The organism is Congregibacter sp. (assembly GCF_047617445.1).
Taxonomy (GTDB): Bacteria; Pseudomonadota; Gammaproteobacteria; order Pseudomonadales; family Halieaceae; genus Congregibacter.
This window is the reverse complement of the sequence record NZ_JBLGBE010000019.1, coordinates 16,590-30,925: the sequence shown is the minus strand read 5'-3', so window position 1 is coordinate 30,925 and position 14,336 is coordinate 16,590. Positions and strand designations below refer to the sequence as shown.

Here is a 14,336-nt window from a genome sequence, read left to right as displayed (position 1 = left end):
CTAGCGCAATAAAACTGTCTAGTTGAGCCCCATGCCAATCACAAGCCCGACGGCGATGCCAAGTCCAACGAATATGGCAGCAACGACAATCCCTACGGCGCGATTGTCTCTGCCCAATTCAGCATTGATATCAAGTGGATTCAGGATATCGAATATCCAGTAGCCTAGCATCATGAAAGTCAGCGTCAGCGCCGTCCCGAGTGTGGCGTACACGAAGTTCATTCCTACAATGGTCCAGTCCATCAGCGTATTGCTTCCTTTATTTCGAATATGCGCTCGACATAGTTGATCGTCTCGCGTGAATGTTTACCCGTGATCGCGGGCAGCGCCTTTTTCATCGATTGCCACTTCCGCGGGTTAAGCCCCTGATTGATGGCCTCGCGCTGCGCTTTACGAAGGTTCACCCGCCCCGTGTTGTAGGAGCCGTACATGAACTTCAAGCGCTCCTCAAAGCTACGACCTTTTTGCCAGTAATCGAACTGGTGTTTGTTGTACCAAATGCCTGCGGCAATGTTCCAGCGCGGCTCCAACAGCGTGCCTTCGATGTACTCTGACTTATTAGTAACCTCGACGAAGGTGCGTGGCATTAACTGCATAAGGCCCTGTGCGCCAACGGCACTCTGAGCATTGGGATTGAGATTCGACTCCGCGATAGCCTGTGCTTTGAAGTAGTGCCAGTCAAAGCCGACGCCGAAAAAGCGCTTGGTGTACTTGCGAAAGTGTTCGTCATAGTCCGTGTGATCGCGATACTTCTCAAAGCCCTGAGCGGACACCGGGGTACAGCACAGCATCAGGAGAAATAGAATCATCGGTGTAACTAGGGCATTCATCTGGGGTAGAGCGTCGCTATCGCGCCTATCAAGTACCGCCAGACACAGATGCGGCAGCAGTAGTCAGTATGTCGTCATAATGCTAGCAGACTTATACAAACTTGCACGGCCTGCGAATCGCGCTTCCCTACGCTCGGGCGTAACGATAGGATAGAATCCAACGAACAGCAGACTAAGCACACTTGTGCGTGGGATCGCTCGCGATGATACCTTTTTCGGCCCGGACGCACCCTGGCCTTAGGCGCAGTAAAAACGAGGACAACTTCGAGACCGATGCGGACTTGGGCTTGTGGATCGTTGCAGATGGAGTGGGCGGACACAGCAATGGCGAGGTCGCTTCAGAAATTGCCTGCACGACTATTCGTGAGCAAGTTGCCAAAGGCAGCGACCTGCGCAGCGCCATCGAAAACGCACACCAAGCGGTGCTTCGAGAAATCGATACCCGGGATGCGGGTAACAACATGGGCACGACGGTCGTTGCCCTACAGCTCCGTGGTGATAGCTACGAAATAGCCTGGGTAGGCGATTCCCGAGCCTACCTTTTTGATGGCGGACTCAAACAGCTTACCCGCGACCACAGTGCGGTGAACGATCTCATCGACAGCGGCGCAATAAGCAAAGCCCAAGCCGCAATTCATCCACAGCGCCACGCCCTCAGCCGATCTTTGGGGGTATCGTCCACCAATGCCAGCAGCGTCAGTGTAATCAAGGGAAAACTGGGGGCTGGCGAACAAATCCTCCTGTGCAGCGATGGACTTACTGATGAACTCGCCGACACTACTATTATCGCAGAGTTGACTCGCAACGCTGATCTGGAGTCCCAGGTCGATGCGCTTGTCTCTGCCGCTCTGGCAAGCGGCGGGCGGGACAATCTTACCCTCGTACTTCTGGGTAGTCCGCGGCAAAAACCGCGTAGTCAAAAAGAGGCAGCACCGGACCTCGAAGTCACACAGAATATTGCCGCGAGACTGGCTCCGGAAACGGCTGGTCGGCGCAAAACCGAACGGATCACCCTGCTCCTGTTTGTTTTGGTGTGTATCATTCTAGGGGCAACCCTGATTTAGCGTAGGAAAGGGACGGCGAAGAAGTGGAGTTTGTAGGACGTAAGATTGAACGCTATGAAATCGTGGAGCTCATTGGTGAGGGAGGCATGGCACATGTCTACAAAGCCTTTGATCCCGAAATAAACCGCTCGGTTGCCTTGAAAATTCTCAAGGAAGAGCATTGCGAAAAGGCCGAGTATACGAGTCGCTTCCTTAAAGAAGGTCGCGCAGCCGGTGCGTTGACACACCCGAATATAGTGACCATTTATGACGTCGGGCGCATCGATGACGCCCCCTACATCATGATGGAGTTGTTGACGGGTACAACCCTGGGAGAGCTACTCCTCGAAGGCAAACGTTTGACCCTTGAACAGACCCTCGAGTGCGTCGCGCAACTAGCTGACGCCTTGGACTACGCACATAGCAAAAATGTTGTGCACCGGGACATGAAGCCCGACAACATTATCCTGGACCTTGATCAGAACGTCGTAAAAGTCGCTGACTTTGGTATCGCAAGGCTCAATCAGAATGAGGTCGCCGACAGTACCCAGGCCGGGATGATGCTGGGGACTCCGCGTTACATGTCACCCGAGCAGGCCACCGGAGATTCTGTTGATGGTCGCTCTGATCTATTCGCATTGGGTGTGATTCTCTACGAGATGATCACAGGGCAAAAAGCTTTCGATGCTGACTCTATGACGACGCTGATCCTGCAGATCATACAAAAGGACCCTCTACCTATACGTCAAATAACGTTTGGCGCCCCCATAGGTGTTGAGAAGATCGTTAAGAAACTCCTGCAAAAACGCCCGGAGAGGCGCTTCCAAACTGGAAAAGAGCTAAAGATAGCTGTGCTGCGTGAACTTGCAGCGCTGCGTGAATCGAACGAAGAAAAGAGTAGTTACCTCCCCTTACAGATTAAGTGGACGGCAATTATGGCGGCGATTGTGGCGATTGCCATGGGCGTTTCGTCCTACATCATTCTGGGTGCCCAGCGTGCCACGCTGACGGAGCAGTTGATCGACTCGGGGATATCGCTGACCAAGTTCATTTCCGTACAAGCCGCGATACCGGTGCTAGGGGAAGACTGGATATCCCTTGAGGCTCTGGTTGTCGACGCCTCCGCCCGGGAGAGCTTTAGCTATCTTGTGGTGTCTGATCACACAGATGTCGTGCGCAGCGCCAGCGACCCGACACTTGTGGGGCAGACACGGCCTGGAACGAACGCAGATGATCTAGTCTATAGTCAGGACGACATACAGGTGAGCGAGAACGGCGAGTCCGTATTCAATTTCAGCGTCCCGGTACTCTTTAATCAGACCCCGGTCGGGAGTGTTGATGTCGGGCTAGACGTACACAGCCTTGAAGATGCTCTCTACACCACATCCCGGATGCTTTTGATGCTGGCTTTGGCGATGGTGCTAACTGTGTCCGTGGCAATCTACATCTTCAACCAAATGACTGCGCGTAATTTGCTCACTGCGACCCGCGCTTTGAAGCTATTTGCCAGCCATCATTACGAAGCGCGAATATCCAAAACACGCAGTGACGAATTCGGAGATCTTTTCAATGCCTTCAATAGCATGGCGGATTCTGTAGAAGGATTACTCAACGAGGACGGCAAAGACGCGGACCTTGCTAAGGTCACCGTCGATGAACACTACGCCGACACGGACGTAAGTGGAATCACTCGCACGATGGTTAGTGACTCGACGATCGTGCGCCCTAGCGGTGAATAAACAGATGCTTTTCAATTTACGGCCTCGACGCCAATCCCACGCCTATGCAGCGCTACTACTCCCAGCGCTCTTTGCGTTTGAGGGTTGCAGCACTTTACCCGGCGGCGCATTCAATAAATCTGACTTTGTCACGGTGGCGCAAAGCGACGAGTTTTATGTACTCCGAATGCAGCAGGGCCAAACGCCCGAGGATATCGCAGATATATTCCTGGGCAATCGCGATGCAGTGTGGCAGCTGGACGAGGTTAATGCGCAACTGCAGACGGCCCCGGGGGAGCTTATCGCCGTACCGAAAAAACCAATCAACCCTACCGGCGTCTACTCGAACGGTTATCGCACGATACCTATTCTCTGCTATCACCAGTTCACGGCGGAGCAGCCACCCTCGCAGAAACTTGAACTGCGCGCTGCGGATTTCGAGGCGCAACTGCGTTATCTAAGAGATAACGATTTTCAAGTTTTGTCTTTTGACGAACTGCGTGACGTCATGCAGTTCAAACGCCCAATGCCCGCCAAGGGCGTCGTGCTTACCATCGATGACGGCTACGCCTCGGTGTATGACGTCGCCTGGCCATTGCTCAAGCAGTACGAAATGAGAGCGACGCTGTTTATTTACACAGACTTCATCGGTGCTGGCGCGGCCCTGAACTGGGATGAAATTCGGGAAATGCGAGACTCGGGCCTTATTCAGGTGGAGTCCCACGGCAAGAGCCACACATCGCTGGCTCCGATATCACAGGACAGCGATGAGCGCAGCTACAGAAATCGCCTGGCGGCTGAACTCAGTGCCTCGGAAGCCTCCTTCATGGCTAACCTCGGTGCGGCGCCGGACTATGTCTCTTACCCTTATGGCAACAGTAGTCGCGTTATTGCCACAATGCTTAAGGAGAACGGCTACTCGCTCGCGGCCACCGTCACCCGGGGCAACAATGGGAGTTTCGTTGACCCGTTTCTCCTACATAGAACCATGATTTATGACGGCCATACCTTATCTGACTTTGAAGGTTTTCTCCGCAACTTTAGTAGCAGGCCGCGACCCCGGTGACTATTCGAGCGCTGAGCATTGTCCTGCTGGCGGCTGCACTAACGGCCTGCGCGTCCCCACCGGGCCAGCAGTCCGGATTGGATGACTTTAAGGCCCGCCAGGCAGACGCGGCAGCGACTGCACAGGCGGATGCCAAGTATCGCGAAGCCTTAATGCTCTGGCAGACAGTTGCCACTGTGGACCCTGGTGACGCCGAAGCCCAGAAGGCAATTCTGAGCCTACAAAGCACTATAGAAAGCGAAACACGCAACGCTGTCTCAGAGGGTAAGGCTGCTTACCGTCGAGGTAGAGCTGCAGACGGCGATCGCTGGATGCTCAGGGCATTGGCGCTCAGACCTGGAGAGCCTACAGCACTGCAGGGGCTACGAAAAAGCGTATCCGAGGCATCACACAATCGCCAGGGTAAGAAAGTTCAAAGCAGTTACGGTGGCGTAGATTTAAAGAATGATGAGGCTCAAGAGAAGCCCGCAAACAAGGCGCCCATTGATCCAGCTGTCGCGATTCAGCGTTTGTTTGACGCGGGTGATTACGACGGGGTTCTAGCCGCGGTAGCCGCGTCTGACACCACGAAGCAAGCAGCTTACAGCGCCCTCGCGCGGGACGCTCACCTGGCGCTGGCGGCGCGTGCGCAAGAAGCCAATAAGTTAGAGGAGCAGCTAGGCCATCTGGACCAGGCTCTGGCAACGGGAGCGGCGCCCAAGTCTCTACTGCTAGAGCGACAGACTCTTGCCGAAAGGCTGAGCGACGACTACCACCGGAAGAGCCTCGGGCTCCTCAAAACAGATCTTGCGGGCGCCATAGAGGCGCTGGAGAAATCAATTGATTTCAATCCCAGTAATATATCGGCTAAGGATAAACTGGATCAGGCCTTAACCCTGAAACGTAATCTTGAAAAGATTAAGGCACGGTAAAACCGCAGGAGAAGCACAGCCAGATCACCGGCTTGGCTACTTATCCAATTCGTCGCTGTTAATAAATGTAGTTTCGTTCATCGCCTGACGTTCACTGTTAGGCCGATTGAAACTCTCAGATACACGAAAAACAATATCGTGTAAGCGCACTTCGTCTTCATGATGAAGCGAATATTGAGCTTCTATTTTCTTACCATTCACTACCGTACCGTTCGATGAACCAAGGTCTTCTACGACAAGTTGGCCGTCGTCGAGTGACAGACGGGCATGTTGCCGAGACACATGAGGCGTGACGATAGCAATATCGCAGTCCAGTGAACGGCCCAGAATCAAGGGTTCGTCGACGCCAAAGCTTAAGCCCTCGAGCGGCCCGGTCTGTACCGATAACACCCAGTCGTAGTGGCGCAGGTCTTTACCTTTCGCAAAATACATACCGACACCATCGTGACGTCGGTCATTAATGGGTGGCACGTTATTCAATACACGTCGCTCAACAAAGGCATCGGTACGCTGGATCCCTTTTTCGGTGATCGTGTAGAACCATGCCAATAGAGCAGTAATCGGAAAGCCGAGAAACGAGCCGATCAAAAAAGTGCGTATAGCAGCATCGCTATCAAAACCCAGAGGTGGGGCAAGAATCTCGGCAACCTGAACCATGCCCCAGCACAGCAAGACATAAAAAAAGCAGGTGCGTATAACCCGCCTTCGGCGAAGTTCGCTAAAGAAAGATCCGTTGGACTGCGCGCCGCTTTGCGTCATGGTCGTTTAATTCAGGCTGTCAAGGCGCTTTCTGAGCGCCAGAGCCTGAGAGCGATACAGCCTTGCCCCCTCATAGCTCGGGTCTGCACCGAGAATTTGATCCCAAAGAGCAATCGCGGTATCAAGATCCTGCGCCCGGTAGGCGTTGATGGCGCGTCTATGCAAGACATCTACGTCCAATGGAACTGGAGCAGCAAGAACCTCCTTCGCTGACGCCTGCGTCGAGTCCTGCTCTTGAACTGCTATCGATCTCGTCTCTGCAGCCTCAGTGACTTCGTCTTTCACTGCTATCGCGGACTCGCGGGGCTTCGTATCCCCCGGGACAACAACCGCATCGGCGACAGCCGTAGCGGCGGCATTTGCGGCGGGACTAACATCAGTATCAATGGGTGGCGCATCAATTCGCTCTGCCAACGGCAGACTGTCTAAAGCAGGTTCATCCAGCGCATCTTCAAGCTCTGCAAAAGCGCTCACCGCCTGGTCGGTCAGCGGAACCTTGACAATCTGTCCTGGGAACATTCGCTTGGGTCGCTCGATGGCGTTGTACTTTGCCAAGGCATGAAATTGTACGGCACTACCCAAGTAGGTCTTCGCGATATTCGATAAGGATTGGTCCTTTCGCAAAATGACTTCGCGAAACTCGGCGGGGAAATACTCTTCCGACGGCGTATCAATCTGACTAAGGAGTGAGCGACCGGTGGGGCTATTCTTCGCCTCTCGCATGTAGGCCACGAGTTCAACTCGTGCCGTGACCTCATCGCCGTCTTCCAGTAGCTCAAGTGAGCGCCGCAGTCGCTCGGAAGCGGACAATCCGGGTAAGGCCGTAGGTATTTCCACCACAGCAGGCGCCGTCTGCTTTGCTACCGGCGCTTCAGCGCAGCCCACGATAATCAAGGCGGCACTAAGCGTTAACAATGTACATACCCCTTTGCCGATTTGGGTACGTCTGGATAACGGTGAATCCATCTGGCTTTAATCCGGTCGCCAATTTAGTCATTTCTGAATCGACTCCCTGCCGGGTTTTCGGCGGCCAGGGTCAATCAACGCAGTATGATAGTTTAGCTGGCAAACACCATAGAAAGAAAGACCCCCACCAGCGTTCTGACAAGCACCATTTTGGGGCGCCTAGCGCTGCGTCTGCATAGCCAACTCCCGGGCTTTCGCAATGGCGACGGGTGAGATATCCACGTCGGCGCACACCGTTCCCAAACGAGCCCAGGACACGCTATCCAAGCCGAAGTGGCATTAAAGATGTAACAGCTCTTTACCAGAAACATCTTTTAGTTCTGAAAGCTCAATTTCCCTCAGGGCCGTGGCTCCGGCGAGGAAGCCGTCAAGATCATAGAGCGTGGAATCAAAATGAACCTTTACTCGGCGATCACAGCCAACGCGGTTCATCTAAAAGTAGCGTGATTCAGAGTCTTCCATAGTCAATTCGCAAGGTATATCCAGCGGGTACGTTCTTATCGGTGCAGCGTAATGAGTTGGCTCGCGTCGGCTCTGTCCGTGACGCATCGATTCGCTGGCGCATCAGGGTCAGCGTAACCAAAGGACAGACCAAACATTAATCGTTGATCCCGGGGCACCGACAACTCTTCACGGACCGAGTCCGACAAGAATGCCAGTGCAGTCTGAGGGCAGCTAGCGAGGCCAACGCTTTCCAGTAGCAACATGACGGATTGCGCAAACATTCCAAGGTCACAAGCTTCACGCTCAGAAAACCCCTCGGGAAGGAAAAAGAACCCCACATGCGGTGCGTCAAAGAAACTAAAGTTGCGCATGAATGCTGCCTGCCGGGCACCCTTGTCTTCTCGAGCTATATCCATGGCACCGTAGAGCGCGTGCGCTGAGGCGTACTGACGCTCTTTGAAGACATCAACGTACTTACCGTCATAGGGAAAATCGAGCGTCATTCGCCCATTCGCAAAATCGTCAGGCAGACGCTTCCGCAGACGTTCAAGCGCATCACCGGAAGCCACATGTAAATACCAAGGCTGGGTATTGCAGTTACTGGGCGCTCGTAAGCTAGGACTCAGTAGTGTCTGAAGTTGCTCGTCAGACAAGGACTCAGGCAAAAAAGCACGGCAAGAACGGCGGCTCTCGAGAATCTCGCTTAGGGGTCGCAGCGTTTCAGTGGTCATAGCACTTACCAAATTGTGGGGCGGCGAGGATAGCGATGGATGGTTATTTGAGCAAATCAAGACTGCCGGCGGAAGAGATCGCCACAGCAGCGCACAAACACAGTAAAATGCCCGGCTTTTCTCGGCATCGTTGCCATCGGTAATGGCAAAGTGTGCGTGCATCGGCAGCGTAAGGCTATGACAGACAAAACCACAGACTTAAGAAGCTTGGGTACAAAAACCATAGGCATCGTCGGAGACGGCCAGCTAGGCATGCTGCTATGCGCGGCTGCACCGGCCCTCAATCTTGCAACGGTCATACTCACAAGCGACCTCCACTGTGCTGCTGCACAAAGAGCCTCCTTAGCCATTGAAGGGGCCATGGATGATGCTGAAGCGGTAGCCGCTTTGATCAATCACTGCGATGTCATTACTTATGAACGGGAAGATGTTCCCCAGGCCACCATCGCGCAGTTAAAAGCCGCGGAAGCCTCAGGACTCGTATCCTGCTATCCACCCTTGGCTTCAATCGAAATACTTCAAGACAAAGCCAAACAAAAACAGTGGTTGGCCGCCAACAGTCTCGCCACTCTACCCTTCATTATCTGTGATGGAGATCCAGCTCGACTACGCGAAGCCGGTGAAACACTCGGCTATCCTCTTGTACAAAAAGCACTCCGAGGCGGCTTTGATGGTCGCGGCGTGCAGCTCTTAAGAGATGAGGCAAGCCTCGCGAAATCCTGGCCGGGCACAACAATGCTCGAACAATTTGCCGGTGACTTTCGGGAGATCGCGGTATTGGTAGTGCGAGCTCATGATGGCCAAACAACACACTTCGGCCCGGTGGACATGACCTTTGAGACAGACTACTCGGTGCTCGACACCGTGACGGCACCTGCAAACGTTTCAGATGAGGTAGTAAGCGCAGCGACAAAGCTTGCCTATCGTGCCGTCGAAGCTCTCGACGGTGTGGGTGTGTTTGGCGTTGAAATGTTTTTGCTCGGCGACGACACAGTGCTCATCAATGAAATCGCCCCACGGGTTCACAACTCGGGGCACTATACGATTGAAGCCTGCGAAAGCTCCCAGTTCGAACAACAGCTGCGTGCCGTCGCAGGCTTAGAACTTGGAGACAGCAGGCTACTGAAGCCCGCCGCAATGCGTAACCTTTTGTGTACACCTGCGCTTAAGCAGGAAAACACCCACCGAGAGGCGGGCACCCAGCCTGGCAGTGGCAATGCCGTCATCCACTGGTATGGTAAAAGCCCTGCACGTCTCATGCGCAAGTTAGGACACATCACAGCAGTAGCGAACTCGGCAACGGACGCACTGTCTGTCACGCAAGAAAACTGGAGCAGGATTCAAAAGGAGGCTCTTCAAACATGAGCGTACGTGTAGGCATCATCATGGGCAGTGACTCGGATCTTCCAGTCATGCGCGCCGCAAAAGACATTCTGGAAGAGCTCCTGGTGGCGTGCGAAATGGAGATTGTCTCCGCGCACCGAACACCCGACAAACTTTACAGCTACGCCCGGGAAGCTGAAGACCGAGGCCTGCGCGTGATTATTGCTGGCGCCGGCGGCGCCGCCCATCTCCCGGGAATGGTCGCATCACTGTCGGTACTACCGGTGATCGGAGTGCCGGTCTCAGCCACAAAACTCGCGGGACAAGACAGTCTGCTGTCTATCGTACAAATGCCCGCCGGTGTGCCCGTGGCCACAGTAGCTATCGACAATGCTATCAACGCGGGCATTCTCGCGGCCCAGATGCTCGCAACAGCCGATGACGCTTTACGTGACCGTATTCGTAGCTATAAAGATGGACTGCGCGATAAGGTATTAGCTAAACGCATCTAGTGCTGTTTAGGACTCATCGCCCAGACGTCGATAACTGGGTAGACGCCAGCCTGCATGTATTGCGCCAGCACGCAGCACAAAGGCTAGAAACATCGCTATAAGCAGTGCATTACTCGGTGACAGAACATCGCTGGAGACCAGAGCAACATAAGAGCCCGCTCCGAGTAAGGCGGCGGTCACGTAAATTTCCGCTCCCAACAAGACTGACTCCCGACCCAGCAGCGTATCTCGAATCAAGCCGCCGAAACTCGCTGACATAACACCCATCACAATGGCTACAACCCAAGGGGCATCGTATTGCAGTGCTTTAGCACACCCCAAAACCGAGAACAGCGCGAGCCCCATAGCATCAGCCCAGAGTAAAACCTTGCGCCTGGCTGACAGCATCGGTGCGATGTACCAGGTCAAGGCCGAGACGGTGATGCAGACCCAGAGATAGCGTACATCGCTAATCCAGAACACCGGCAACTGCAGTAGTAGGTCCCGAAGAGTTCCGCCGCCGACGCCAGTGATCGTTCCAAACAACACAAAGCCGAGGATATCGAGACGTTTTTCGGCGGCGGCCAAAGCACCGGAAGCAGCAAAAACTCCGACCGCCAATAAGTCGCAGTAGGCAAAAATCCCTGCGAGATTCATTGACGCCGAATCGCAGGAATCTCTGTAAGCACCCGAAGTGTTTCAATCTTCATAAAGATCCAACACCGCACCTCGACTTGCCCCGGCCGCGTTCTTTGCAAACTTTGCGAGCACGCCACGCGTATAGCGAGGCTCTGGCTGAGTCCACAGGGTCCGGCGTCGAGCAATTTCTGCCTCATCGACATTAAGCTGGAGGGTCAGCGTATGCGCATCAATGGTAATGGAGTCTCCCTCCTCTACCAGAGCAATCAGCCCGCCGGCATAGGCCTCGGGTGAGACGTGACCGACAACCATTCCCCAAGTGCCACCGGAAAAACGCCCGTCAGTGATAAGCCCCACAGATTCACCCAGTCCTTGACCTACCAAGGCGCCGGTAGGCGCCAGCATCTCTGGCATTCCGGGGCCACCTTTGGGTCCCAGGTAACGTAAAACGACTACATCTCCCGCCTCTACTTTATTCGCCAAAATGGCATCCAACGCTGACTGCTCGTCATCAAAGACCTTGGCTGGCCCGGTAATGGCCGGATTCTTTAAACCTGTGATTTTTGCCACCGCGCCCTCTTCGGCAAGATTGCCCCTAAGAATCGCCAGATGACCCTTGGCATACATGGGATTATCGAGGGTTCGAATAACCGACTGATCCTCAGATGGACGTGATGGTACGTCCGCCAATGACTCCGCAATGGTTTTACCCGTGACCGTCATGCAGTCACCGTGGAGCAATCCACCATCGAGCAGAATCTTCATGACCTGCGGAATGCCCCCAGCACGATGTAAATCGATAGCCAGATATTGACCGCTGGGCTTGAGATCGCAGATCACCGGCACGTTTTGACGTATGCGCTCAAAGTCATCGATGGTCCATTCGATCTCCGCCGTATGTGCTATAGCCAGGAAGTGAAGGACTGCATTGGTAGAACCACCGGTAGCCATAATCACCGCAACGGCATTCTCCAGAGACTCTCGGGTGACGATATCCCGCGGCTTAATGTCCTGACGAATCGCCTCGACCAATGCAAGCGCGCTTTGTTTGGCTGAATCCTTAATCTCCGACTCTACGTTAGCCATGGTCGACGAGTAAGGCAGACTCATACCCATGGCTTCAAACGCTGAACTCATGGTGTTCGCGGTATACATGCCCCCGCAGGACCCGGTACCTGGAATGGCATTGCGCTCGATGGCCAGCAAATCTTCATCCTTGATACGTCCGGCCGCATGCTCACCTACCGCCTCAAATACACTGACAATATTGAGATCCTGGCCGTTGTAACGACCGGGAAGAATTGTGCCGCCGTATACAAAGATCGACGGAACGTTCGCGCGGAGCATCCCCATCATGCCTCCGGGCATATTTTTGTCACAGCCGCCTATCACCAGCACGCCATCCATCCACTGACCACCCACACAGGTTTCAATACAATCGGCGATGACTTCTCGGGACACCAGGGAATACTTCATACCCTCCGTTCCCATAGACATACCGTCCGAAATCGTCGGGGTTCCAAATATTTGGGGGTTGGCACCGGCCTCCCGAAGACCCTCTTGGGCCGCATCTGCCAAGGGCTGCAAGCCGGAATTACAGGGGGTAATCGTAGAGTATGCGTTGGCAATACCCACCATGGGCTTACTAAAATCCGCTGCCTCATAGCCCATGCCGTAGTACATAGAGCGATTGGGCGCACGCTGCACGCCTTCGGTAATATTTTTGGAGCGACGATTAAGCGCCATAGAAAAAGTCTCTGATGTTAGAAAACGAAGGGCTGTGATTTTAGGTGACTGCAACCTTTAGGACAAACATTTAGCAGCTGTTATCGCCTATCATGCACAGCTTGCATATCAAGGAGTACGCATAGTGAACGGTGCCGAAGCTTTACTCCAAACCCTTGTTGATAGTGGTGTAGAAATCTGTTTTGCCAATCCCGGGACCTCGGAGATGCAGTTGGTATCCGCAATCGGCCAAACCGATGCAATGCGACCAGTACTGTGCCTGTTTGAGGGTGTTGTATCGGGCGCGGCGGATGGTTACGCACGTATGGCAGACAAACCTGCCGCAACGCTTCTGCATTTGGGCTCAGGATTTTCAAACAGCCTAGCCAATATGCACAATGCGCGTCGAGCCGGCTCGCCTGTGGTGAATATTGTAGGCGACCATGCAAGCTATCATCTGCAATTCGATGCGCCCCTCACCTCAGATCTAAAGGGCATTGTCCGCTGGGGCTCACATTGGTCGGAGATCGCGAGTTCGCCTGACGAACTCTCTGCTGGCGGTGCCCGTGCAGTACAGGCATCGATGCGAGGAAACGGGCAGATCGCCACGCTCGTCGCACCCGCCGATTGTGCCTGGGATGTCGCCAGTGAAGCCGCACCGGCTCTACCTATACCAGAGCCCTTATATGTGCGTGATGATCGAATTGAACGCATCGCCGATGCCATACGCAGCGGAAAAAAAACCTGCCTTATGCTCGGGGGCCACGCACTTCGAGAAGACAACCTGGCCAAACTTGGCGCTATCGCAGAAGCACACAACGTCACATTGATGTGTGCCACCTTCCCTACGCGCTTTCAGCGTGGCGCCGGACGCGCGCCCGTACAGCGACTGCCCTATTTTGCCGAGCAAGCAGCGGAGACACTAGAACCCTTTGAACAGCTCATCCTGTTGGGTGTTGCCGCGCCGGTGAGCTTCTTTGCCTATCCAGAAAAGGAGAGCTGGCTGACACCCGAGCACTGCGATCTATTCATTCTCGCCGAACCCAGCGAAGACGCGAGCAGCACCGTATCGACACTGGTAGCGGCTTTGGGTATTGAGAAGCACGCAGAGACTGTGCATCAAAGGCAAATACACGACATCAAGGACGCCACTCTCAATCCCCTGACCATCGGACAGGTCATGAGCAATGAGATGCCTGAGCACGCCATTATCTCGGACGAAGGCGCCACCTGCGGCCTTGCGATGTTTTTATGCACCGAGCAAGCCCCTGCCCACGATTGGCTGACACTCACCGGCGGAGCCATTGGCCAGGGACTACCCGTAGCGCTCGGTGCAGCATTGGCCTGTCCAGACCGCAAAGTGATCTCCTTGCAAGCGGATGGCTCTGCGATGTATACCATTCAGGCGCTGTGGAGCATGGCCAGAGAAAACGCCGATGTCACAGTTATCCTGTTGAACAATAAGAGCTATGCTATTTTGAACATCGAGTTAGCGCGGGTCGGCGCGGGCGAGCCCAACGCCAAAACCTTGTCTATGCTCGATCTTTCAAACCCGGATATGGACTTTTCCAGCATCGCAAGAGGCCTGGGCATTCGCGCCACGCAAGCACGCAGCAGCAGTGAGTTTCAGACGCAGTTTGCCGAGGCGATGAAAACGCCGGGGCCTTGTCTTATCGAGGCCATTTTGTAA

The 14,336-nt window shown here is 54.2% G+C and carries 14 protein-coding genes; 7 read left to right on the top strand and 7 right to left on the bottom strand.

Annotated elements, in window-relative coordinates; genetic code table 11:
* Positions 1 to 18: 18 nt before the first annotated feature.
* Positions 19 to 243 (bottom strand): DUF350 domain-containing protein, encoded by a 225-nt coding sequence (locus tag ACI9KD_RS06665; protein WP_414980381.1) that lies wholly within the window; start codon positions 241 to 243, stop codon positions 19 to 21.
* Complete coding sequence (locus ACI9KD_RS06660; protein ID WP_414980380.1) at positions 243 to 830, bottom strand: transglycosylase SLT domain-containing protein; 588 nt, start codon at positions 828 to 830, stop codon at positions 243 to 245. Before ACI9KD_RS06660 ends, ACI9KD_RS06665 begins: the two co-directional genes overlap by 1 nt.
* Positions 831 to 1,033: 203 nt before the next feature.
* On the opposite strand from ACI9KD_RS06660, the gene ACI9KD_RS06655 reads away from it, so the two are divergent.
* Genes ACI9KD_RS06655 through ACI9KD_RS06640 form a run of 4 tightly spaced genes read left to right on the top strand, consistent with a single transcriptional unit; the run spans position 1,034 to position 5,568 of the window.
* Positions 1,034 to 1,894, top strand: a complete 861-nt coding sequence (locus ACI9KD_RS06655; protein WP_414980379.1) for a PP2C family protein-serine/threonine phosphatase — start codon at positions 1,034 to 1,036, stop codon at positions 1,892 to 1,894.
* 23 nt (positions 1,895 to 1,917) lie between these two features.
* Positions 1,918 to 3,612, top strand: a complete 1,695-nt coding sequence (locus tag ACI9KD_RS06650; protein ID WP_414980378.1) for a protein kinase domain-containing protein — start codon at positions 1,918 to 1,920, stop codon at positions 3,610 to 3,612.
* Between the two features lie 4 nt (positions 3,613 to 3,616).
* The gene (locus tag ACI9KD_RS06645; RefSeq protein WP_414980377.1) at positions 3,617 to 4,657 is read left to right on the top strand and encodes a polysaccharide deacetylase family protein; all 1,041 of its coding nucleotides are present in this window, start codon (positions 3,617 to 3,619) and stop codon (positions 4,655 to 4,657) included.
* On the top strand, positions 4,654 to 5,568 hold the full coding sequence (locus ACI9KD_RS06640; RefSeq protein WP_414980376.1) for a hypothetical protein: 915 nt from the start codon (positions 4,654 to 4,656) through the stop codon (positions 5,566 to 5,568). The genes ACI9KD_RS06645 and ACI9KD_RS06640 overlap by 4 nt, the downstream gene beginning before the upstream one ends.
* Positions 5,569 to 5,604: 36 nt before the next feature.
* Here ACI9KD_RS06640 and ACI9KD_RS06635 read toward each other — a convergent pair whose 3' ends face one another.
* The 3 genes from ACI9KD_RS06635 to ACI9KD_RS06625 all read right to left on the bottom strand — a co-directional run bounded on the left by ACI9KD_RS06635 (position 5,605) and on the right by ACI9KD_RS06625 (position 8,468).
* Entirely contained in the window at positions 5,605 to 6,327 is a 723-nt protein-coding gene (locus ACI9KD_RS06635) for an FHA domain-containing protein (RefSeq protein WP_414980375.1), read from the bottom strand.
* A 6-nt stretch (positions 6,328 to 6,333) separates the two neighbouring features.
* Entirely contained in the window at positions 6,334 to 7,242 is a 909-nt protein-coding gene (locus ACI9KD_RS06630) for a hypothetical protein (protein WP_414980374.1), read from the bottom strand.
* A 548-nt stretch (positions 7,243 to 7,790) separates the two neighbouring features.
* A complete protein-coding gene (locus ACI9KD_RS06625) occupies positions 7,791 to 8,468 on the bottom strand; it encodes a nitroreductase family protein (RefSeq protein ID WP_414980373.1) in 678 nt (225 codons plus the stop codon).
* A gap of 177 nt (positions 8,469 to 8,645) precedes the next feature.
* On the opposite strand from ACI9KD_RS06625, the gene ACI9KD_RS06620 reads away from it, so the two are divergent.
* Positions 8,646 to 9,833: a 5-(carboxyamino)imidazole ribonucleotide synthase gene (locus ACI9KD_RS06620; protein ID WP_414980372.1), complete on the top strand. Its 1,188-nt coding sequence runs from the start codon at positions 8,646 to 8,648 to the stop codon at positions 9,831 to 9,833.
* A complete protein-coding gene (gene purE / locus ACI9KD_RS06615) occupies positions 9,830 to 10,303 on the top strand; it encodes a 5-(carboxyamino)imidazole ribonucleotide mutase (protein WP_414980371.1) in 474 nt (157 codons plus the stop codon). The genes ACI9KD_RS06620 and purE overlap by 4 nt, the downstream gene beginning before the upstream one ends.
* Positions 10,304 to 10,309: 6 nt before the next feature.
* Here purE and ACI9KD_RS06610 read toward each other — a convergent pair whose 3' ends face one another.
* Positions 10,310 to 10,939, bottom strand: coding sequence for a trimeric intracellular cation channel family protein (locus ACI9KD_RS06610; RefSeq protein WP_414980370.1), 630 nt, complete (start codon positions 10,937 to 10,939; stop codon positions 10,310 to 10,312).
* 42 nt (positions 10,940 to 10,981) lie between these two features.
* Positions 10,982 to 12,667: a dihydroxy-acid dehydratase gene (gene ilvD, locus ACI9KD_RS06605; protein WP_414980369.1), complete on the bottom strand. Its 1,686-nt coding sequence runs from the start codon at positions 12,665 to 12,667 to the stop codon at positions 10,982 to 10,984.
* Positions 12,668 to 12,791: 124 nt separating this feature from the next.
* On the opposite strand from ilvD, the gene ACI9KD_RS06600 reads away from it, so the two are divergent.
* Entirely contained in the window at positions 12,792 to 14,336 is a 1,545-nt protein-coding gene (locus ACI9KD_RS06600; RefSeq protein ID WP_414980368.1) for an acetolactate synthase large subunit, read from the top strand.